The 19,905-nt window shown below is 70.6% G+C and carries 20 protein-coding genes and 1 tRNA gene; 13 read left to right on the top strand and 8 right to left on the bottom strand.

Annotated elements, in window-relative coordinates; all coding sequences use genetic code 11:
• Window positions 1–49: 49 nt before the first annotated feature.
• Window positions 50–568: a MarR family winged helix-turn-helix transcriptional regulator gene (locus ACFYP0_RS32155; protein WP_356975584.1), complete on the bottom strand. Its 519-nt coding sequence runs from the start codon at window positions 566–568 to the stop codon at window positions 50–52.
• A gap of 99 nt (window positions 569–667) precedes the next feature.
• Here ACFYP0_RS32155 and ACFYP0_RS32160 point away from each other — a divergent pair, with 99 nt between their 5' ends.
• Window positions 668–1,249: a YceI family protein gene (locus ACFYP0_RS32160; protein WP_124858552.1), complete on the top strand. Its 582-nt coding sequence runs from the start codon at window positions 668–670 to the stop codon at window positions 1,247–1,249.
• 308 nt (window positions 1,250–1,557) lie between these two features.
• Window positions 1,558–3,036 (top strand): glutamate--cysteine ligase, encoded by a 1,479-nt coding sequence (locus tag ACFYP0_RS32165; protein ID WP_124858551.1) that lies wholly within the window; start codon window positions 1,558–1,560, stop codon window positions 3,034–3,036.
• A 49-nt stretch (window positions 3,037–3,085) separates the two neighbouring features.
• On the opposite strand, the gene ACFYP0_RS32170 is transcribed toward ACFYP0_RS32165, so the two are convergent.
• Window positions 3,086–4,531 carry a hypothetical protein gene (locus ACFYP0_RS32170; RefSeq protein ID WP_355495375.1) on the bottom strand — a complete coding sequence of 482 codons (1,446 nt, stop codon included), beginning with the start codon at window positions 4,529–4,531 and terminating at the stop codon, window positions 3,086–3,088.
• A gap of 123 nt (window positions 4,532–4,654) precedes the next feature.
• Between ACFYP0_RS32170 and ACFYP0_RS32175 the strand changes: the two genes are divergently transcribed.
• Both ACFYP0_RS32175 and ACFYP0_RS32180 read left to right on the top strand, forming a co-directional pair.
• Window positions 4,655–5,335 carry a PASTA domain-containing protein gene (locus tag ACFYP0_RS32175; RefSeq protein ID WP_124859653.1) on the top strand — a complete coding sequence of 227 codons (681 nt, stop codon included), beginning with the start codon at window positions 4,655–4,657 and terminating at the stop codon, window positions 5,333–5,335.
• A gap of 161 nt (window positions 5,336–5,496) precedes the next feature.
• Window positions 5,497–6,282, top strand: coding sequence for a PASTA domain-containing protein (locus ACFYP0_RS32180; protein ID WP_355495373.1), 786 nt, complete (start codon window positions 5,497–5,499; stop codon window positions 6,280–6,282).
• 7 nt (window positions 6,283–6,289) lie between these two features.
• Here ACFYP0_RS32180 and ACFYP0_RS32185 read toward each other — a convergent pair whose 3' ends face one another.
• Together ACFYP0_RS32185 and ACFYP0_RS32190 are read right to left on the bottom strand one after the other, a co-directional pair.
• Window positions 6,290–6,751, bottom strand: a complete 462-nt coding sequence (locus ACFYP0_RS32185; protein WP_355495372.1) for a hypothetical protein — start codon at window positions 6,749–6,751, stop codon at window positions 6,290–6,292.
• Window positions 6,752–6,849: 98 nt separating this feature from the next.
• Complete coding sequence (locus ACFYP0_RS32190) at window positions 6,850–7,134, bottom strand: hypothetical protein (RefSeq protein ID WP_124860059.1); 285 nt, start codon at window positions 7,132–7,134, stop codon at window positions 6,850–6,852.
• A gap of 625 nt (window positions 7,135–7,759) precedes the next feature.
• Here ACFYP0_RS32190 and ACFYP0_RS32195 point away from each other — a divergent pair.
• The 3 genes from ACFYP0_RS32195 (at window position 7,760) to ACFYP0_RS32205 (ending at window position 9,440) form a co-directional block, all read left to right on the top strand.
• Window positions 7,760–8,641, top strand: a complete 882-nt coding sequence (locus ACFYP0_RS32195) for a helix-turn-helix domain-containing protein (RefSeq protein WP_091396372.1) — start codon at window positions 7,760–7,762, stop codon at window positions 8,639–8,641.
• Window positions 8,611–8,832 (top strand): DUF397 domain-containing protein, encoded by a 222-nt coding sequence (locus ACFYP0_RS32200; protein ID WP_091396369.1) that lies wholly within the window; start codon window positions 8,611–8,613, stop codon window positions 8,830–8,832. Before ACFYP0_RS32195 ends, ACFYP0_RS32200 begins: the two co-directional genes overlap by 31 nt.
• 209 nt (window positions 8,833–9,041) lie before the next feature.
• Window positions 9,042–9,440: a hypothetical protein gene (locus tag ACFYP0_RS32205; RefSeq protein ID WP_124860057.1), complete on the top strand. Its 399-nt coding sequence runs from the start codon at window positions 9,042–9,044 to the stop codon at window positions 9,438–9,440.
• On the opposite strand, the gene ACFYP0_RS32210 is transcribed toward ACFYP0_RS32205, so the two are convergent.
• Window positions 9,408–10,007, bottom strand: a complete 600-nt coding sequence (locus ACFYP0_RS32210; protein ID WP_355495367.1) for a hypothetical protein — start codon at window positions 10,005–10,007, stop codon at window positions 9,408–9,410. The genes ACFYP0_RS32205 and ACFYP0_RS32210 overlap by 33 nt on opposite strands.
• Before the next feature lie 218 nt (window positions 10,008–10,225).
• Between ACFYP0_RS32210 and ACFYP0_RS32215 the strand changes: the two genes are divergently transcribed.
• A complete protein-coding gene (locus ACFYP0_RS32215; protein WP_355495364.1) occupies window positions 10,226–11,782 on the top strand; it encodes a S8 family peptidase in 1,557 nt (518 codons plus the stop codon).
• A 69-nt stretch (window positions 11,783–11,851) separates the two neighbouring features.
• On the opposite strand, the gene ACFYP0_RS32220 is transcribed toward ACFYP0_RS32215, so the two are convergent.
• The 3 genes from ACFYP0_RS32220 to ACFYP0_RS32230 all read right to left on the bottom strand — a co-directional run bounded on the left by ACFYP0_RS32220 (window position 11,852) and on the right by ACFYP0_RS32230 (window position 13,920).
• Window positions 11,852–12,658, bottom strand: coding sequence for a WecB/TagA/CpsF family glycosyltransferase (locus ACFYP0_RS32220; RefSeq protein WP_124860051.1), 807 nt, complete (start codon window positions 12,656–12,658; stop codon window positions 11,852–11,854).
• On the bottom strand, window positions 12,655–13,770 hold the full coding sequence (locus ACFYP0_RS32225) for an NAD-dependent epimerase/dehydratase family protein (RefSeq protein ID WP_355495361.1): 1,116 nt from the start codon (window positions 13,768–13,770) through the stop codon (window positions 12,655–12,657). Before ACFYP0_RS32225 ends, ACFYP0_RS32220 begins: the two co-directional genes overlap by 4 nt.
• A 64-nt stretch (window positions 13,771–13,834) precedes the next feature.
• Window positions 13,835–13,920, bottom strand: a tRNA-Leu gene (locus ACFYP0_RS32230).
• 206 nt (window positions 13,921–14,126) lie between these two features.
• Between ACFYP0_RS32230 and ACFYP0_RS32235 the strand changes: the two genes are divergently transcribed.
• The 5 genes from ACFYP0_RS32235 to ACFYP0_RS32255 are packed head-to-tail and all read left to right on the top strand — an operon-like array spanning window position 14,127 to window position 19,905.
• Window positions 14,127–14,915, top strand: a complete 789-nt coding sequence (locus ACFYP0_RS32235) for an FhaA domain-containing protein (RefSeq protein WP_007454122.1) — start codon at window positions 14,127–14,129, stop codon at window positions 14,913–14,915.
• Window positions 14,916–14,921: 6 nt separating this feature from the next.
• Window positions 14,922–15,407 carry an FHA domain-containing protein FhaB/FipA gene (locus ACFYP0_RS32240; RefSeq protein ID WP_124860047.1) on the top strand — a complete coding sequence of 162 codons (486 nt, stop codon included), beginning with the start codon at window positions 14,922–14,924 and terminating at the stop codon, window positions 15,405–15,407.
• Window positions 15,404–16,879 carry a protein phosphatase 2C domain-containing protein gene (locus ACFYP0_RS32245; RefSeq protein ID WP_355495358.1) on the top strand — a complete coding sequence of 492 codons (1,476 nt, stop codon included), beginning with the start codon at window positions 15,404–15,406 and terminating at the stop codon, window positions 16,877–16,879. The genes ACFYP0_RS32240 and ACFYP0_RS32245 overlap by 4 nt, the downstream gene beginning before the upstream one ends.
• A 30-nt stretch (window positions 16,880–16,909) precedes the next feature.
• Complete coding sequence (locus ACFYP0_RS32250) at window positions 16,910–18,403, top strand: FtsW/RodA/SpoVE family cell cycle protein (RefSeq protein WP_355495355.1); 1,494 nt, start codon at window positions 16,910–16,912, stop codon at window positions 18,401–18,403.
• Window positions 18,400–19,905, top strand: a complete 1,506-nt coding sequence (locus tag ACFYP0_RS32255) for a peptidoglycan D,D-transpeptidase FtsI family protein (protein ID WP_355495353.1) — start codon at window positions 18,400–18,402, stop codon at window positions 19,903–19,905. Before ACFYP0_RS32250 ends, ACFYP0_RS32255 begins: the two co-directional genes overlap by 4 nt.

The raw sequence follows: 19,905 nt of genomic DNA on the forward strand, positions 1-19,905 counted from the left end.
AGTTCTGCCGGTCTTTCTGCCTCTGCCGCCGCCCGACGGCGGGTGCTGATCAGTGCCGTCGGGTGGTGTTGTCGGTGGCGGCGACCTGCTCCGGGCTGACGTCGTCACTGCCGGCGGTGGCGCACGGATGCGCGGCGTCGCGGACCCGCCGCAACCCGTCCAGGAGGGCCGCCAGCGCCTCGGGGCCGAGTTGCCCGGTGAACCACTGCTCGATCATCTGCAGATGCCCGGGCAGCGTCTCGTTCAGGCGTTGCATCCCGGCGGCGGTGACCACCGCGTACGAGCTGCGTCGGTCGTTCGGGCAGGCCCGGCGGGTGAGCAACCCGTCGCGCTCCATCCGGTCCACCACACGGGTCACTCCGCTGGTCGACAGGGAGGTCTGTGCGGCGAGGTCGGTCATGCGTAGTTGGTTGCCCGGCGAGCGGGCCAGTCGGGTGATGACCTCGAACTCGACCGCGGAGAGGCCGTGCTCCTCAAGTTGGGCGTTGAACCGGGCGGACAGCCCGGCGTGTGCCTCGAAGAGCAGGCCGACGGCGGTGATCCGGGGATCGTCGAAGACGTTGGTCACCCGTTCATCATACCAGTGCTTGACACGGGGAATATTGTTGCGGTTATAGTTGCTCAGGCAGTCGTTGGGCTACTAAACAATCCCCTGGAGGACAGCAGCATGACCAGCAGCATCGAGACGGTTACCCGCGACTGGGACGGCCTCACCATCCCGGCGGCCGGCACCTACGCGCTCGACGTGGCGCACAAGCGGGTCGGCTTCGTTGCCCGGCACATGATGGTGAGCAAGGTTCGCGGTGAGTTCAACGACGCGACCGCCACCATCACCGTCGCCGAGGACCCGCTGCAGTCGTCGGTCGTCGCCACCATTCAGGCCGCCAGCGTCGACACCACCCAGGCCGACCGGGACGCGCACCTGCGCAGCCCCGAGTTCCTGGACGCCGAGAAGTTCCCGACGCTCGAGTTCCGCAGCACCGGGGTCAAGTCCCGTCGTGGCAGCGAGTTCGTGCTCACCGGTGAGCTGACCATCAAGGACGTCACCCGCCCGGTCGAGCTGGAGGTGGAGTTCGAGGGTGTCGGCCGCAGCCCGTTCGGCCAGGACATCTTCGGCTTCTCCGCCAGCACCGAGATCGACCGCGAGGAGTTCGGCCTGACCTGGAACGTCGCCCTGGAGACCGGGGGCGTGCTGGTCAGCCGCAAGATCAAGATCGAGATCGAGGGCGAGGCCGTCCGCCAGGCCTGATCCCCGGGGATCGCCGGAGGGCAGGGGGAGCCCTCCGGCGATCCGGTATGCAGGGCCCGCGCCGCACGTCGGCGCGGGCCCTGCATCGTTCTCACCGGTGGTAATTGTCACGGGTTGTTCGCACCGCAATCGGGTCCGGCCGGTCGACGACGGGGTACAGATGGCGCCACGAGCGCGTCCGCCCGGTCGACGTCGGATCACCGCCGCCGGCCTCTGGCCCCGGTCAGGTGGGCGCTCTTACCGTGGATGCTTCACAAAGCGCTTCCGGGACGGCAGGATCCCGACCGCGCCGGCCGTCGGGAGGACACATGGGCAGGGACGTCTCAGAGGGCGCCTTCACCCGGGATGATCGCGTCCGATATCGGCAGAAGGTGCGGCGGTGCCTGGACGTCTTCGCCCTGATGCTGGACGACTTCGGCTTCGACGCCGACCGGCCGATGACCGGCCTGGAGATCGAACTCAACCTGGTCGACTCGGCCGCCGAGCCGGCGATGCGCAACGAGGAGATCCTCGCCGACATCGCGGACCCCCTCTTCCAGACCGAGTTGGGGCAGTTCAACCTGGAACTCAACGCGGAGCCCAGACTGATCGAGGGCACCGGCTTCGCCGACTACGAGCACGACCTGCGCGGCAGCCTCTCCCGGGCCGACGAGCGCGCCGCCAGGTCCGACGCGAAGATCGTCCTGGTCGGCATCCTGCCCACCCTCACCGAGGGGCACCTGGTCGAGGACAACCTCTCCACCAACGAGCGTTACCGGGTGCTCAACGACCAGATCGTCGGCGCCCGGGGCGAGGACATCGAGCTGGACATTCGCGGCGTCGAGCAGTTGCGCACGCACACCGACTCGATCGCCCCCGAGGCCGCCTGCACGAGCCTCCAGTTCCACCTCCAGGTCGCCCCGGACAGCTTCGCCGACTACTGGAACGCGTCCCAGGCCATCGCCGGGGTGCAGGTGGCGGTCGGGGCGAACAGCCCCTTCCTGTACGGCCGCCAACTGTGGGCCGAAACGCGGATCGCCCTGTTCCAGCAGGCCACCGACACCCGCCCGGACGAGCTGAAGGCCCAGGGCGTACGGCCGCGGGTGTGGTTCGGCGAACGGTGGATCACCTCGATCTTCGACCTGTTCGAGGAGAACGTCCGGTACTTCCCGCCGCTGCTGCCGATCTGCGAGGACGAGGACCCGGTGGAGGTCCTGCACGCCGGCGGTGTGCCACAGCTCGGGGAACTGCGGTTGCACAACGGCACCGTCTACCGGTGGAACCGCCCGGTCTACGACATCATGAACGGCCGCCCCCACCTGCGGGTGGAGAACCGGGTGCTGCCGGCTGGTCCGACGGTGGTGGACATGCTGGCCAACGCGGCCTTCTACTTCGGGCTGGTACGCGGTCTGGCCGAGGCCGACCGACCGATCTGGAGTCAACTCACGTTCAGCTCCGCCGAGGAGAACTTCCACGCCGCCGCCCGACGTGGCCTCGACGCCGTGCTGCACTGGCCCGGGCTCGGCGACATGCCGGTCACCAAGCTGGTCCTGGACCAACTGCTGCCGACCGCCGCCACCGGCCTGGACGGGTTCGGTGTCGCCCCGGCGCAGCGGGACCGGCTGCTCGGCATCATCGAGCAGCGCTGCCGTACCGGCCGCAACGGCGCTGCCTGGCAGACCGAGGCGGTCTGGGCGGCGGAGCGACGCCACGGCATGGACCGGACGGCCGCGCTGCACCACATGGTCCAGCGCTACGCCGAACTCCAGCGCACCAACCAACCCGTCCACACCTGGCCAACCACCTGACCCACCCCCCGAACGCGCGCCGCTCGGGCTCAAGGGGTGCGGTGGGCGGTCAGTCGGTGGTGGGGCGGGTGGTGCGGCGGGCTGCGCGGGTGCGCCGGCTGGTGGGGGTCGGATCCTCTGCCGGTGTTGCTTCGGTGGGACGACCGGCCGGATCCGCGAGGTCTGGGTCCGTACGCTGGGCGGGAACCTGCGGTGCGGCGGTGGCGTCGCCCGGCAGCGAGCCCGTCCGGGGCGTCTGCGGTGGGGCGTCGGCCCTCCTGCGCTGCGCTGCGGTTCCGGCCGTCGAGGCTGCGGTTCCGGCGGTCGAGGCCGAGGTTGTGGTCGTCGAGCCGGAGACCGGCGGCAAGGCCTCGCTCCCGGCGACCGGGGCCGGGTCGGCCACCGTGTCCCGAGGCGCCGCACTCAGCTCGGCCGATCGCCTCTGTTCGGCCGGGCGGTTCCTTTCGTTGCGCTCGCCGAGGCGGGCGGCCAGCACCGAGCCGCCGATACCGGCGATCACCGCGTACGGGGCGATCAGCTGGGTGGACAGCTGCGCGGGGCCCAGCGTCGACCAGTGCGGCAGTGTGGTCAGGTAGGCGAGCGCGACGAGCACCGGGCCCGCCGCGCCGGAGGCCGCCGCACCCACGCGGTGCCCGCCCGAGCGGGCGGACCGCCGGGCGGCCAGTACGCCGATCAGCAGCGCGGGCACCAGTGCCAACAGCGCACCGGGCCAGTAGAGCTGGCCTCCGATCCAGTACCGGGCGTGGTCCGGGTCGAACTGCCAGGTACCGAGTTGCGCGCCGGTCAGCCCTCGTCCGACGCGTACCCCGTCGATCACGGAGATCACCGCGAGCAGCCAGAGCCAGGCGGCCGTCGCGGTCACGTTGACCGCGGCGGCTCGGGAGCGAAGCGCCCAGATCGCGACGAGGACGCCGATCAGGATGCCCAGCGTCGCCTGTACGGCGGCCGTTCGTTGCGGAGCGCCGGTGTCCGCGCCGGTCGCGACCCGCGCGGGTACCGCGATCAACAGCACCGTGACCAGCCCACCCAGCCCGGCGCCGAGCGCCAGGGCCACCCGGCGCAGCAGGCCACCGCGCTCGTGGGCCGGCGGCTCGGCCACCGGTGGTGGCGTGTCCACCGCCTCCGGCCGGGCGGTGTCGACGGCCGGTGGAGACCCGTCGACCGGGCTCACGTGCTCCGGCGCCCGATCGTCGAGCTGCGGGCCCTCGTGGCGGGCACCACCGTCGGGCGACGTCTCCGAAGAGATCACGGCCTTCGCCGGGGCGTTCCGTTGATGCAGCCGCTGCGCGCAGACCGCGCCGAGGACCGTCGAGCTGGCGGCGAGCCACGTGGCCCAGGCGAGGCCGTCCGCCCAGGCCGTGTCGGTCGCACCGGCATCGGTGGGTGTCCAGGTGATGACGCCGAGCCCGTAGCCGAAGCCCAGTTGTGCGGCACCGGCGCCGGCAGCGACCCCGATCGCCGTCGCGATCGACACTCCCCAGCCCTGTCTGGCCATGCCGGGCAGCGTAACGTCCCGTCGTCGGCGCGGCGAGTCGCAGAGACCCGCCGGTGTGGACCGCCGGTGCGGGCGGGTTGGGCGGCGGGCGGTACGGTCGCCGGTGATGAGGCGGTGGGCGTTATGACGGACACGAACACGGGCCAGCGGAATGCCGCCGGTGGCGGTGCGGGCCGGGCCAGCGTCGTGCTCGGTGGTGGGCTGGCGGCGGTGCTGCTCGCCGCCGTGGGCGCGACCGGCGGCTGGTTGCTGGCCGGCGAGGACGACGCACCCTCTGGTGATCCGCTGGCCGTTGCGACCACGGCTGGCGCGTCGACCAGTAGGGCCACCGCACCCCGACCGAGCAGCGGCCGGCCGACACCGTCGGCGGTCCAGACCTCCGCCACCTCGACCAAGGGGCCCGGCCTGACCGTGCCGCCGGTGATCGGCACCGACTTCGAGCAGGCACGGGAGACGCTGCGCAAGCAGCGGCTGGGTTGGCGGCTCGTCTTCGGTGGCGGCGTCGGCCGTACGGTCGAGAGCACCACACCGGACGTGGGCACCGAGGTCGCCCGAGGGACGACCGTGCAACTACAGGTCGCCGGGCCGGCGCCGGCCGCCGAGGTGCCGGACGTGGTCGGCAAGAGTTGCGCCGACGCCGCCGACGAGTTGGTCGACGAGGGCCTCTACCCGCGCTACCTCAGCGGACGCACTGGGAAGGTCAGCCGGCAGGAGCCCGCCGAGGACGGCCCGGCCCGGTGGAACGACCAGGTCAGCATCTGGTGTGGCGCCGACGGTCAGCCGACCACGAAACCCACGCCCTGATTCCAGGCCGGCGGGTTCGAGCCTCCCAGCCCCTACCCCGCGTTCTGTCTCGCCGACAGCCGGCGCGGCTCGGCACGCTGATCCCCACCGATGGTGGTGTGGGCGACTAGGTTGGCGGTCGAGGGCCATGACGCCCGTCCGGGTTCGGGAAAGGACGTGCGATGAGCGACGACCGCCAGGAACCTCCCGCCCCCGACCCGGACGAGACGGCACCGATCGACCGCACCCCGGCTCGTCCCGACCCGGACGAGACGGCACCGATCGACCGGACCGTCCCGGCTCGTCCCGACCTGTCGCCCGACCAGACCATGCCGATCGACCGGTCCGCCGGCACCCGGCCGGGTCCGCCGGCCGACCGGACGGCGCCGATACCGCCGTCGTGGTCCGGTCGGGCCGAGGTGCGCTCGCCCCTTCCGGATGACCCGGCGGGCGAGTGGTACGTCGAGGAGCAGGGTGGTCGGCGGTGGTGGTTGCCGATCCTCTGGGGCGTACTGGCGCTGTTGCTCGCCGGCCTGCTCGGGGGCGCGCTCTGGTTGGTGCGTGACCAGCAGGAGGACGACCGCAACGATCGGGGGCCCACCCCGTCCCTTCCGCCGACCAGTGCCCCCAGCACCCCGCCGACCAGCGCAGCCCCCACGTCGGCGGCGCCCACCAGTGAGTCGCCGAGCAGTTCGCCGACCACGGACGCGCCGGACGAGCTGCCGGTGCCTCCGCTCGCCGGCCTGCCGCAGGCCACCGCCGAGGGACTGTTGAACCGGCTCGGCCTGGCCTACCGGGTGGTGTACCGACCGTCGGAGCTGCCTCCGGGGACGGTGGTGGGCACGGAGCCGGAGGCGGGCACGTCGGTGTCGACCGACGACGAGGTGTTGTTGATCATCTCGCAGACCGACTCGCCGACCGGGGCGAGCCCGACCACGCCGAGCCCCACGGTGACGAGCACGCCGTGACCGCTGGTCACCACATCCTGCGGCGGGTGCCGACGAGCCCGATGCCGGCCAGCGAGATGGCGAGGCCGAAGATGCCGGACCAGAAGAGGGAGCGGCGGATGTCCGTGGCGCTGTGTCCGGCCGGAGCGGCTTCGGTGAGCTCCTGACGGCCGTCGGACTGGCCGCCGGCACCCAGGCCGGACACCGGACCGGTCGGGTCGGCACCACCGGCGTGGTCGACCGGGGGGCCGGTGTCGGTCCAGCCGGGTTCCTCGTAGACCGACTGACCGTCGCCCGTCGGCGGGTCGGAGTCGAGCACGGTGATCTCCGGTGCGGGCACCGGTGCGGTCAGCCGGGTGGACGACATCGCCGGGTCGCGGACGAGGACCAGGAGTGTCGCCATCGCCCCGAGGAGGGCGAGGAGTCCGAAGGCATAGGCGATACGGGAGCGGTGGTGCCGCCGCAGGGCGGGCTGATTGACCATGACCATCCCAGGGTCAGGGTCCTGGACGAGCGGGTGGAACGGTGCCGGGGTGGGCGTACCGATTCTATGGCGACGGCACGCCCACCGGCGGCGGTTCGGGTCGGTCAGCCCACCCGGAGCGGGGTACGCGCGACCGGGCGGCGGGCCCGCACGGTGTGTGGGCGGGGTTCGGGGGCGGCCTGCAGCTGCTGCAGCCCTTCCCGCTGGACGAAGATCGACCGTCGGGTGACCGCGTCGCCCGAGGCGTTCAACTCGTAGCCGTCGAGCCAGAGCCAGCCGTCGTAGGTCGGCCAGTCGAGCACCCGGATCACCCGGAACTTGATCGGCCTGAGGAACTGGACACTCGCCGCGCGTGTCACGTGCAGTACGTCACCGGTGCGGGGAAGCACATGGGCTCCTGGGGAGGATCGGCCGGCGGTTGCGCCGGCGGTGCCTGAACGGGGGACGTCTCGGCCGGTGACGGGGTCGTGCCTCGTGGACCGGTGGTGCGGATGGCGGTGGTCGGGCCGTACCCCGCTGGTGACGTGCCGTCACCCGACCACCACCCGGTTGCTTCCGGGAACGCGCCCGCCGCCGCAGCTTGCCGGCTTGCAGCGGCGGGGTCCTTACCCCGGAGCAGGTCTCGTTGTCGTCGGCCGGGCCGGCGTCGTGCCCGGTTTCCCCAGAGCGGCGGGGTCACCACTCCGAGGGACCGAACGGGGACGCTGAGTGATCCGTGCCATACGGACAGACTGCATCAGGGACGTGCTTCATGCAAGTTGCACGTCGACTTTTGCCGATACGTGAGCGTGTCGCGCGAAAGGCCTATTGAAGCCATCCGCGTCCGGGCGGCAGACTGGGGACCGGTTTCGCCCGTCGCGGCCGGCCGAGGACCGGCACCACCCCCTTCGTCGCGAACGCTCGCCGGTCGACGATCGCGCCCCCGGCGGGTGTCACCCAGTGGCGCGTTACCGGAGGTAGCCCGAGTGGGGTCGAGCAGCCAGCGGCGGGGACCAGTGACTCACGGGTTGCGCGATGAGTGAGCGGCGCAGTCCCACCATCAGACGGCGGCGGCTCGGAGCCGAGCTGCGCCGCCAGCGGGAGTCCGCCGGAATCACCATCGAGGTGGTCGCCGAACAGTTGGAGTGCTCGGCGTCGAAGGTCTCCCGGATCGAGACCGGGCACACCACGGCCACACCGCGCGACGTGCGGGACATGCTGCGGATCTACGGCGTGGTCGGCGCCGAGAGCGACGAGCTCGTGCAGATCGCCCGGGAGGCCCGCCAGAAGGGCTGGTGGCACCCCTACAGCACGGTGCTCGTCGGCGCGTACGTCGGGCTGGAGGCGGCGGCCAGTTCGATCCGGGCGTACGAACAGCAGGTCGTCCCGGGTCTTCTGGAGACCGAGGAGTACGCCGGGGCCATGATCCGTGCCGCTCGGCCGGACTTCACCGCCGATCAGGTGCACCAAAGGGTGCGTGTCCGTTTGGGCCGTCAGTCGTTATTGACCCAGGACGATCCGGTCGATCTGTGGGTGGTGCTCGATGAGGCGGTGGTAAGTCGGCCGGTGGGCGGGGACGAGGTGATGCGCGGCCAACTCAAGCGGTTGGTCGAGGTGGCCGAGTTGCCGAACGTGACGCTGCAGATCCTGCCCTTCGAGGTGGGTGCGCATGCCGGCATGGACGGCACTTTCACGATCCTCAGCTTCCCTGAGCCCGGTGATCCGGATGTTGTGTACGCGGAGAACGCCACGGGTGGGCTTTTCCTCGAGAAGAGCGACGAACTACAGAAGTACAGCTTCATCTTCGATCACATCCGCGCTGCGGCCATACGTCCGGAGGAGTCCGTCGCACACATCGCAAAACTGGCAGAGGAGCCGTTGTGGAAATGGCGACCAAAGGGTTCCCCGTGGACCTGACGCAGGCAGCATGGTTCAAGAGCTCGAAGAGCGGGCCGAACTGTGACAACTGCGTGGAGGTGGCGTACGTGACGGGGGCGGTCGGAGTGCGGGACTCGAAGGACAAGGCGGGCCCCGCCCTGGTCTTCGCACCGGGTGACTGGCACTCCTTCGTTGCCGGCACCAGGGGTGGTGTGTTCGGCGCCGTCTGACCGACTGGTCAATGGAGTCCCCGTCCGGTTCGCCGGACGGGGACTCTGCCGTGTCCGCGGTGGGAGCGGCTGACGGTCGCGGCCCGGGGTCGGCGAGGTTCCGTCGGGAATCCCGTCGCCAGAGCGTCCCCGTCTCGTTGAACCGGTCGGTACGGCGCTGGTCGACGACCCGCCGCACCGACCCGCAACCGAGCGATTAGGCGAGACGGATGACGACGATCGGTTCAGAAAACCTCACCCCCGGTCCGGCGAAACCGGAGCGGTTCGGTGGCAAGTACCGCGGCGCTCGTCGGGACACGGTTCTGACCGAGGTGGTCTCGACCGACCAGGAGTTGAGCGGGCGGGAGGGTGCTTCCGAGACGACGGATCCTCCGCTCTCGCTGCCCTCGCTGGACCCGAACCCGCTGATCGAGCCGTCGTTCCCGCCGACGGGCTGGCCGATGGAGCCGCCCGAGTCCCTGGCGGACCACCCGTTGCTGCGTGGTCTGCTGATGGAGTTGCCGCCGAAGGGCACCGTGCCCTCGCAGGACTGGCTGGACCGCTGGTTCGAGGCGACCAGGTCGATCCTGGAGCTGCTATACGTGCAGGGCGCCAGCCGCCCGCGTTGACCCTGCGACGGCGGGCTGGGCCCGCTCCGCGAGGCGGTTGTGGCGCAGCGCGTGCCGTACCCCGATGGCGATCACCGCGAGCGCGCCGACGGTGATTGCCGGCCCGGTGACGCCGGGGTCGGCTCCGAGGTCGGTGCCGGCGGCGGCGATCAACGCCGGCACCGTGGCCAGGGCGGTGACCTGTAGTGGCAGCCCGACGAGCGGGTGGGCCGCGGCGGCGCGCAGTCCGTGCGGCGCGGGGGTGGCGGGGGCACTGGCGAACGCGCCCGCACCGGCCCACAGCCGGCGGATCCGTCGTACCGAGCAGACCGTCGCCACGAGCGCCGGGCCGGCGGCCACTGTGAGCCCGGCGGCTGCCCGGTCGACCGGCGCGGTGCCGCCGCTGAGCAGCCCGCCGCCGAGCACGGCCGCGGTGAGCGCCACGCCGGTGAGGGCCAGCACCAGCAGCCATCCGGTACGCCGACGCAGCATGCGGGTGTTGCGCAGCCGGGGAAGGCCGTCGGCAACGACGCCGGCGGCCAGCCAGACGGCGGCGACCGGGAGCAGGATGGTGAGCTGACTCTCCATGTTCGAGAGTCTTTCCCGAATCCCGGCGAGGCGAATCCGGGCGTGTCCCCCGTTCGCCCCGGACGCCGGGCCCGTAGGGGGGTCATCACTCGAAGGTTATGGCCGTTTCGACATGTTCAACTGCCCGACACCTGACCTACCCTCAGCTAGATCGGCAAGTGTCGATTGATGTTGGGACCGGTGGTCACGTTCCACTGCCGGTCAGAGGGAGGTAGGAAATGGGTCTTCCACGAAGGTCCGTACTGATCGGGGTGGCTGCGGCGACCGTGCTGGCCGTCGGCACCCCAGCCCTGGCCGCCGAACCCGTGGGTGTGGTTCGGGCCGCCGGCGGAGCCACCGCCGTGCCGGACAGCTACATCGTCGTACTCAAGGACAGCGCCGTGGCCCGGGACCGGGTCGGCGACACCGCGAAGCGGCTCTCCGGCCGCCACGGCGGCACGGTGGCCCGCACCTACGGTGCGGCGCTGCGCGGCTTCGAGGTCAAGGTGAGCGCCAGCGCGGCGGCCCGGATCGCGGCCGACCCGGCAGTGGCGTACGTCGAGCAGAACCACACCGTCTCGATCTCCGGCACGCAGGCCAACCCGCCCTCCTGGGGCCTCGACCGGATCGACCAGCGCAACCTGCCTTTGAACAGCTCCTACACCTACCCGAACACGGCGAGCAACGTGCACGCCTACATCATCGACACCGGCATCAAGTTCTCGCACAACGACTTCGGCGGCCGGGCCACCTCCGGCTACGACGCGGTGGACGGCGGCGCGGCCGACGACTGCAACGGGCACGGCACGCACGTGGCCGGCACCGTCGGCGGGTCCGCGTACGGGGTGGCCAAGGGCGTCCAGCTCGTCGGCGTACGGGTGCTGAACTGCTCCGGCAGTGGCACCAACGCCGGTGTGATCGGTGGCGTCGACTGGGTCACCGCGAACGCGATCAAGCCGGCCGTGGCGAACATGAGCCTCGGCGGCGGCGCGAACACCTCACTGGACAACGCCGTCCGCAACTCGATCGCCTCGGGCGTCACGTATGGTCTCGCGGCCGGCAACGACAGCGGCGCGAACGCCTGCAACACCTCGCCGGCGCGCACCACGGAAGCCATCACGGTGGGCTCGACGACCAGCACGGACGCCCGCTCGTCGTTCTCCAACGTCGGCACCTGCCTGGACATCTTCGCGCCCGGCTCGTCGATCACCTCCGCCTGGTACACCAGCAACACCGCTACCAACACGATCAGCGGCACCTCGATGGCCACCCCGCACGTGGTCGGGGCGGCGGCCCTGGTGGCCAGCGCCAACCCGAGCTGGACCCCGGCCCAGGTCCGCAACCAACTGGTGGCCAACGCCACCCCCAACGTGGTGGGCAACCCCGGCTCGGGCTCGCCGAACCTGTTGCTCTACGTGGGCACCGGCAGCACCCCGCCGCCGCCCACCGGCTGCACCGGCACCAACGGCACCGACGTGTCGATCCCGGACGCCGGGTCGGCGGTGACCAGCTCGATCACCATCTCCGGCTGCGGTCGCAACGCCTCCTCGGCCTCCACCGTGGCGGTGAACATCGTGCACACCTACCGCGGTGACCTGGTCATCGACCTGCTCGCCCCGGACGGCAGCTCGTACCGGCTGAAGAACAGCAGCACCTCGGACAGCGCCGACAACGTGAACGCCACGTACACGGTCAACGTGTCCGGTGAGGCCGCCGACGGCATCTGGCGACTTCAGGTGCGGGACACCTACTCGGCCGACACCGGCTACATCAACACCTGGACCCTGACCGTCTGACCGGTCTCTCACGACCGAGGCCCCACCCGGGCATCACCGGGTGGGGCCTCGCGTCGTACGGATCGGGGGTCAGACCGAGAAGGTGGCCGGCCGATCGGTAGCCGGGGCCGGCGGGCGGGCCTTCCACAGGCCGATCTTCTGCGCGGCGAGCCGGCTCAGGTAAATCGGGTTGAGGATGATGTAGCGGCGCCAGAGCCGCTTCGGCTCGAGACCGAGGCGCCAGAACCACTCAAGGCCGGCACGCTGCATCCACGGCGGGGGCTGGCGCAGCAGCCCGGCGTGGTAGTCGAAGGCCGCGCCGACCGCCATCAGCGGCATGTCGAGCAGCGGCCGCATGGCGTACGTGAAGACCTCCTGGCGCGGGCAGCCGAGCCCGACCAGCACCAACCGGGCGCCACTGGACCGGATCCGGTCGGCGATCTCGGCGTCCTCACCGGGCTGGACGGCACGGAACTTGGACGGCTCCACCCCGGCGATCTTCAGCGCCGGGAACATCCGCTCCAGGGCCGGGATCAACCGGGCGAGGGTCTCCTCGGTCGAGCCGTACAGGTAGACCGGCAGCCCCTCGTCGGCGAAGCGCGACAGCACGTGCAGGGTCAGGGTCGGCCCGTACACCCGGTCGCTGAGCCCGGCGTGGTGCAGCAGGTTGAGCGCCCACCGCACCGGCTGCCCGTCCGGCGTGACCACGTCGAAGGAGTTGAGCCGCGCGTTGTGCGCCGGGTCGAGCACCCCGGTCATCACACCGTGCACGGCCAACGCGGTCAGCGCGAGGGGGCGCCGTTCGTGTGCCGCGGTCACCACCGCGTCGGTCGCCGTGGCGTAGTCGGTGGCGTCGACCAGGACGCCGAGCACGTTGCGCTTCGTCCGGGCGCTCATGACTGCGCCACCCACTTGTCCACGTTGGCCTCGTAGATCTCCCGCAGGATCATCGGCACGTCGTAGGTGATCTTCCAGTCCGGATACTGCGTCTCGAACCGGGCCATGCTGCTCACGTACCACTGGTGGTCGCCGGTGCGGTTCTGCTCGACGTAGTTGATCCGTGCCTCACGGCCGGTGATCTCCTCGGCGATCCGGAACGCCTCGATGTGCGAGGTGTTGGAGTGCCGGCCGCCACCGAGGTTGTAGACCTCCGCGGATCGCGGGGCCCGGAAGAACGCCTCGAATGCGGTCAGCACGTCGTGCGAGTGGATCGCGTCCCGAACCATCTTGCCCTTGTAGCCGAAGAGGTTGTACGTCCGGCCCTCCATGACGCAGCGCATCAGATAGGCCAGGAACCCGTGCAGCTCGGCCGCGGAGTGCGCCGGGCCGGTCAGGGTGCCGCCCCGGAAGCAGGCGGTCTTCATGTCGAAGTAGCGCCCGTACTCCTGGACCATCACGTCCGCGGCGACCTTGGAGGCGCCGAAGACCGAGTGCAGCGAGTGGTCGATCGACATCTCTTCGGTGATGCCCTCGTACCAGCGGTGGTCCTCGGGCAGCTCGTACCGCGTCTCCAACTCGATGAGCGGCAGGCTGTTGGGCCGGTCGCCGTACACCTTGTTCGTCGAGCAGTGGATGAACGGCGCGTCGATCGCGTGCCGGCGGGTGTTCTCCAGGATGTTGAGCGTGCCGCCGGCGTTCACGTCGAAGTCCGTGTACGGCTCCTTGGCTGCCCAGTCATGGCTCGGCTGGGCGGCGCTGTGGATCACCACGGCGATGTCCGAGCCGTACTTCTTGAACACCTGCTCCAGACCGTCCCGGTCCCGGATGTCCACCGCGAAGTGGGTGTAGGCGTTACCCAGGTCACGGCCGAGCCGTTCCAGGCTCCACGAGGTGGAGCCGTCTTCGCCGAAGAAGTACCGGCGCATGTCGTTGTCGATGCCGACGACGTCCAGACCGAGGCCGGCGAAATGCCGGACCGCTTCGGAGCCGATCAGACCACCCGACCCTGTCACCAACGCGACACTCACACGCCACTCCTGGTCCATCGGAGGCAGAATCCATCGGAGCATAGCGTGACGTCCAGCACGCCCCGATATGACGGAAGGGCCCCGCATGAAGCGGAGCCCTCGTCGGTGGTGGGGATGGGGGGAGTTGAACCCCCACGCCCTTTCGGGCACACGGACCTGAACCGTGCGCGTCTGCCATTCCGCCACATCCCCGTGGCACAACCCGGAACACTCTAGCTGCCCGGCCCCGCTGTCTCCAACGGGCTTCGGGAATACTACGCTGTCCCTGACGCTCGCCACGAGCGGTTACCGTTCGTGGCGGACGAAAGATTAGCACGACAGTCCCGGCCCTTCCGAACGGGTCGAGAGCAGCCGGCCGAGCGGCGTGTGAGCTGCGCGCGCGCCGGCCGGATACCATCATGTCCTCGGGACCCGAGGAGGAGCCGGTGAGCGTGCTGCAACGCTTCGAGAAGCGTCTGGAAGGCCTGGTCGAAGGGGCCTTCGCCAAGGTCTTCAAAGGGGTGGTCCACCCCGTGGAGATCCTCAACGCCATGCAGCGGGAGGCCGAGGCGCACAAGGCGATCCTGGCCGGTGGGCGCACGTTGGTGCCCAACCGCTACGTGATCGATCTCTCGCCGTTCGACCACAGTCGGCTGGCGCCGTACGCCGCCGCGCTGGCCCAGGAGTTGGCCCAGTCGCAGGCGGAGTTCATCGGCGAGCAGGCGTGGACGGTCTACGGCGACGTGATCGTCGAGATCGAGCGAGGCGAGGGCCTGGACACGGGCATGTTCCGTGTCACGGCCGAGGTCTACACCGGCGGCGAGGTCGCCCCGGTGTCGGCACCCGGCTACGACGCCGGCCCGCCCGCCTACCCCGCGTACGACCAGGGCGGTGGCTACGGCCCGCCGCCCGGGCACGGTGGCGGTCGCAACGTGCGGCTGGTCTCCGGCGACGGGCGCACCTACCCCCTCCAGATGGGGTCGACGGTGATCGGTCGTGGCGACCAGGCGAACCTGCGTCTGCCCGACGTCGGCATCTCCCGGCGACACGCCCGGCTGGATTTCGACGGGGGCCAGGTCGTGCTGACCGACCTGGGTTCGACCAACGGCACCATGGTGAACGGGCAGCGGGTCTCCGCCGTCGCGCTCAACCCCGGTGACATGGTCCAGCTCGGGACGACGACGCTGACCTTCCGCGTGGACGGCTGACCCGCCTTGCCGGAACTGGTCATCACCGTTGCCCGGTTCGGGTTCCTGATCCTGCTGTGGATCTTCGTGTTCACGGTGGTCGGCGTGATCCGCAGGGACCTCTTCGCGGGCGCCCGGTCCGGTCGTCTGGTGGCCGCGCCACGCGCGGTGGGCGCCTCGACGGGGCAGGCGTCCAAGCCAGCGAAGGTGAAACGGGGCAGAGCGGCGCACCAGCTGGTGGTGACGGCCGGTCAGCTGGCCGGCACCAAAATCACTCTCGGGGAAGCGCAGATCACCATCGGTCGGGCTGAGGACTCCACCCTGGTCATCACCGACGACTACGCCTCCGCGCGACACGCCCGGCTCGTGCCGCGTGAGGGGCAGTGGTACGTCGAGGACCTCGGCTCGACTAACGGCACGTACCTCGATCGCGCTAAGGTCTCCGGACCAACCCCCGTCCCCCTCGGCGTGCCGATCCGGATCGGCCGCACTTCCCTCGAATTACGGCCATGACTCTGACCCTGCGCTATGCGGCCCACAGCGACCGCGGTCTGATCCGAGACGGCAATCAAGACTCCGTCTACGCCGGGCCGCGGTTACTCGCCGTTGCCGACGGCATGGGCGGTATGGCCGCCGGTGACGTCGCCAGCAACATCGTCATCGGTGCCATGGCGCCGCTCGACGAGGACGTCCCAGGGGACGCTCTCGTCGACGCGTTGCGTTCGGCAGTGGGCACCGCCAACCAACAACTCCGCGACACAGTGGACGCCAACCCGCAGCTGGAGGGGATGGGCACCACGCTGACGGCGACCCTCTTCACCGGCAGCAAGCTGGGAATGGTCCACATTGGCGACTCGCGGGCCTACCTGCTGCGCAATGGCGATTTCGCGCAGATCACCAAGGACGACACCTACGTCCAGATGCTGGTCGACGAAGGCCGCATCAGCGCCGAGGAGGCGAGCAGTCACCCGCAGCGGTCCCTGCTCACCCGCGCCCTCGACGGTCGGGACATCGACCCGGAATACTCGGTCCGCCAGGTCATGCCTGGCGACCGGTACCTGATCTGCAGCGACGGCCTCTCGGGTGTGGTCAGCGCCGAAACCATCGGCGAGACCCTGCGGGAATACACGGACCCGCAGCAGTGCGTCGAGCGGCTGGTGCAGCTCGCGCTGCGCGGCGGTGGGCCGGACAACATCACGGTGATCATCGCCGACGCCACCGACCAGGACATCGTCGAGGCGACCCCGATCGTGGGCGGCGCCGCCGCCCGGGACCGGGGCATGGCGACCTCCGCCGACGACTCGACTCCGGCCGCCCGAGCCTCGGCGCTCTCCGCGCCGCGTCCGGCCGCGCCCGAGGAGCCGGCGGCCTCCGACGATGACGCCGACCGGCCGAAGCGACGCCCGGTCCGGACCGCCGCCATGGCGTTGGCCCTGCTGGTGATCGTCGGCGGTGCGTCGTTCGGTGGCTGGACGTACACCCAGCGGCAGTACTACGTGGGAGCCACCGAAGAGGGCCAGGTTGCCGTCTTCCGCGGTGTCCAGGGTCAGATCGCCGGGATGGACCTGTCCAGCGTGCACCGCCGCAGCGGCACCCGCCTGGACGACCTCACCGTCGCCGCACAGGACACCGTCAAGGTCGGCATCCGGGCGAAGAGTGAGCCGGACGCCGAGCGTCAGCTCGCCGAGCTGACCAGCGACACGCCGAGCAACCCCAACCTGAAGCCGCTCTGCCCGCTCGACCCGACCGCCGCCGGGGTCAACACGCCGACGTCGACGCCGACGCCGCTCGGTTCGACGCCGACCCCGAACGGCAGCCCGAGCGCCAACGCGTCGCCGACCCCCGACGGAGTTGTCAGCGCAAGCCCGACCGCCGGTGCCACCACCGCTCTCGGTGGGGCCGGCGCGACCACCACACCCGACGTCACGCCCTCCGACTCGGCCACGCCGGCGCTCGACCCGGCCGGCTGCCGGTCTCCTGAGTGAGCGTCGGCTGAGATCCTGAGGACCCAACCCGTGACCGTAGCGGCCACACCGGCACCCTCGCCCGCCACTGCGGGCGAGCAATCCGGCGTACGCCTGGCGCGGTCGCGCCGCAACGCCGAGCTGTACCTGTTGTTGCTCGCGATGGTGCTGGTGGCCGCGTACGGGGCGACCGTCGAGGCGAACCTGCTGGACACGGTCACCCCGGACTTCTGGATGCCGGCCGCCGCGCTCGGCGCGGTCTTCCTCGGCCTGCACCTGGTCATCCGGTTCCTCGCCCCGTTCGCCGACCCGGCGCTGCTCCCGGCGGTGGCCCTGCTCAACGGTCTCGGGGTGGGCTTCCTGCGCCGGATCGACCTGGGTGACGCCCCGGTGGCCGAACGGGAGAGCCTGGCCGTCTTCGCGGGGCAGGGCGGGCGTCAGCTGGCCTGGACGCTCGGTGCGGTGATCCTCGCCGCCGGCCTGCTCGCGATCATGCGCGACCACCGGTCGATCTCGCGGTACGCGTACACCCTGGGGTTGGCCGGCATCGTGCTGGTGATGATCCCGGCGGTGCTGCCGTCGAGCATCTCCGAGATCAACGGCGCGAAGCTGTGGGTCCGGGTCGGCAGCTTCTCCATCCAGCCGGGCGAGTTCGCCAAGCTGGCGCTGCTGGTCTTCTTCGCCTACTACCTGGTGCGCAAGCGTGAGGTGCTCTCGCTGGCCAGCCGGCGCTTCCTCGGCATCGACTTCCCGCGCGGCCGCGACCTCGGGCCGGTGGTCGGCGTCTGGCTGATCAGCGTCCTGGTGCTGGTCTTCGAGAAGGACCTGGGCACCTCGCTGCTCTACTTCGGCATGTTCGTGGTGACGCTCTACATCGCCACCGAACGGGTCAGCTGGCTGCTGATCGGCCTGGTCCTCTTCTTCGGCGGCGCGTACCTCGCCTACGTCCTCGGCTCGACGGTCGGCGGGCCGTTCGCCAACTTCTACGTGCGGGCAGAAATCTGGCTCGACCCGTTCGCCGACCCGACCAACAAGGGCTACCAACTCGTGCAGGGCCTGCTGGCCCTGGGCACGGGCGGGCTCTTCGGTGCCGGGCCGGGCGGCGGTCAGCCGGAGATCCTGCCCGAGGTGCAGAACGACTTCATCTTCGCCGGCATCGGTGAGGAGATCGGCCTCTTCGGCCTGTCCGCGCTGCTGGTCGTCTACCTGCTCATCGTGGAGCGCGGGCTGCGCGCCGCGCTGGCGGTACGGGACTCGTTCGGCAAGCTGCTCGCCGGTGGTCTCGCGTTCACCCTCGGCCTCCAGGTCTTCGTGATCGTCGGCGGGATCAGCAAACTCATCCCGCTGACCGGTCAGACCACCCCGTTCCTGTCCGCCGGTGGCTCGTCGTTGATGGCCAACTGGTTGCTCATCGCGGTGCTGCTGCGGGTCTCCGACGGCGCCCGCCGACCGGTGACCGGCGGAGGCGGCGGCAAGGCGGCTCGTCCCAGCGGTGGCCCGCCCGAGCAGCTGCACGGTGCTCCCACGGAGGTGATCAAGCCGTGAACGCACCCCTGCGCCGCGTTGGCGTCGTCGTCATGGTCCTGTTCGGTCTGCTCTTCGCCAACCTCAACTGGATCCAGGCCTACAAGGCGGACGAATACCGGACCAGCGACTACAACGGTCGGGTCCAGGTCGCCGACTACAAGAGCAAGCGCGGCAACATCGAGGCTGGTGGCACCGCGCTGGCCACCAGCAAGGAGACCACCGGCAAGCTGAAGTTCCGGCGTAGCTACCCGGGCGGCGCGAAGTACGCCCATGTGCTCGGCTACAAGCCGGTCAACCTTGCCGAAACCGGCATCGAGCGCGTGGAGAACGACTTCCTGGCCGGCACCAGCGACCAGTTGATCGGCGACCGGTTCAAGGACATGTTCACCGGCGACGACACCGGTGGCGGCAACGTGCTGCTCACGCTCTCCAAGCGGGCTCAGGAAGTGGCGTACGACCAGCTGCGCAACAACGAGGTGGGTGCGAAGAAGGGCGCGGCGATCGCCATCGACCCGCGTACCGGTGCCGTCCAGGCGCTGGTCTCCATGCCCAGCTTCGACCCGAACCCTCTGGCCAGCCACGACGGCACCGAGGCCTCTGCGGCGTTCAACAAGCTGGAGCAGGACCCGGCCGAACCGCTGAAGAACCGCGCGCTCTCCGAGACACTGCCGCCGGGCTCCACCTTCAAGATCGTGGTCGCCGCGGCGGCGCTGGAGAACGGCGTCACCAAGACCACCCAGATCCCGGCCGGTTCCAGCTACACCGCACCCACCTCGGGCACTCCGATCCGCAACGCCGATCCGTCGATCTGCCCGGGTCGGCAGGTCACCCTGCTGGAGGCGGTCACCGAGTCGTGCAACACCGGCTTCGCCCAGCTCGGTGTGCGGCTCGGCGCGGAGACTGTCAAGGAGAAGGCCCGCCAGTTCGGTTTCGAGCAGGACGACCTGACCGTCGGCCAGCTCGGCGAGGGCGGCCTGCCCACGGCGGCCAGTCGGACCGGGACCATGCAGAACCAGGACGGCAGCACCGACCCGGCCGCGCTGGCCCAGTCCTCGATCGGCCAGAACAACGTCCGGATGACGCCGCTCGAAGGCGCCATGATCGCCGGCTCGATCGCCAACAACGGCAGCCAGATGCGGCCGTACCTGGTGCGGCAGCTGCTCGCCCCGGACCGGACCACCAGCTACTACACCGCGAAGGCGCGGGAGCTGCGCCAACCCGTCGAGCCGCAGGTCGCCGCCGACCTGCGCGAGATGATGGTCAGCGTGGTCAAGAACGGCACCGGCGGGAAGGCCGCGATCAACGGCTACACGGTCGGCGGCAAGACCGGCACCGCCCAGTCCGCCCCGGACCGGCCCGACCACGGCTGGTTCATCGGCTTCGCCCTCGACAAGAACGGCAACCCGGTCTCCGCGGTCTGCGTGGTGCTGGAGCAGGCCGGCCCCGGCGGTAGCGGCGAGGCCGCTCGGATCGCCGGCCAGATCATGCGGGCCGCCATCGCCGACCCAGGGGGGCGCTGA

Source organism: Micromonospora arida, from assembly GCF_042873195.1.
GTDB lineage: Bacteria > Actinomycetota > Actinomycetes > Mycobacteriales > Micromonosporaceae > Micromonospora > Micromonospora arida.

Coding starts and splice junctions, on each gene's coding strand:
- ACFYP0_RS32245 (WP_355495358.1), top strand. CDS start 15,404: ATGACTCTGACCCTGCGCTATGCGGCCCACAGCGACCGCGGTCTGATC.
- ACFYP0_RS32220 (WP_124860051.1), bottom strand. CDS start 12,658: ATGAGCGCCCGGACGAAGCGCAACGTGCTCGGCGTCCTGGTCGACGCC.
- ACFYP0_RS32205 (WP_124860057.1), top strand. CDS start 9,042: ATGACGACGATCGGTTCAGAAAACCTCACCCCCGGTCCGGCGAAACCG.
- ACFYP0_RS32160 (WP_124858552.1), top strand. CDS start 668: ATGACCAGCAGCATCGAGACGGTTACCCGCGACTGGGACGGCCTCACC.
- ACFYP0_RS32170 (WP_355495375.1), bottom strand. CDS start 4,531: ATGGCCAGACAGGGCTGGGGAGTGTCGATCGCGACGGCGATCGGGGTC.
- ACFYP0_RS32165 (WP_124858551.1), top strand. CDS start 1,558: ATGGGCAGGGACGTCTCAGAGGGCGCCTTCACCCGGGATGATCGCGTC.
- ACFYP0_RS32175 (WP_124859653.1), top strand. CDS start 4,655: ATGACGGACACGAACACGGGCCAGCGGAATGCCGCCGGTGGCGGTGCG.
- ACFYP0_RS32225 (WP_355495361.1), bottom strand. CDS start 13,770: ATGCTCCGATGGATTCTGCCTCCGATGGACCAGGAGTGGCGTGTGAGT.
- ACFYP0_RS32195 (WP_091396372.1), top strand. CDS start 7,760: ATGAGTGAGCGGCGCAGTCCCACCATCAGACGGCGGCGGCTCGGAGCC.
- ACFYP0_RS32235 (WP_007454122.1), top strand. CDS start 14,127: ATGTCCTCGGGACCCGAGGAGGAGCCGGTGAGCGTGCTGCAACGCTTC.
- ACFYP0_RS32185 (WP_355495372.1), bottom strand. CDS start 6,751: ATGGTCATGGTCAATCAGCCCGCCCTGCGGCGGCACCACCGCTCCCGT.
- ACFYP0_RS32200 (WP_091396369.1), top strand. CDS start 8,611: ATGGCGACCAAAGGGTTCCCCGTGGACCTGACGCAGGCAGCATGGTTC.
- ACFYP0_RS32210 (WP_355495367.1), bottom strand. CDS start 10,007: ATGGAGAGTCAGCTCACCATCCTGCTCCCGGTCGCCGCCGTCTGGCTG.
- ACFYP0_RS32215 (WP_355495364.1), top strand. CDS start 10,226: ATGGGTCTTCCACGAAGGTCCGTACTGATCGGGGTGGCTGCGGCGACC.
- ACFYP0_RS32180 (WP_355495373.1), top strand. CDS start 5,497: ATGAGCGACGACCGCCAGGAACCTCCCGCCCCCGACCCGGACGAGACG.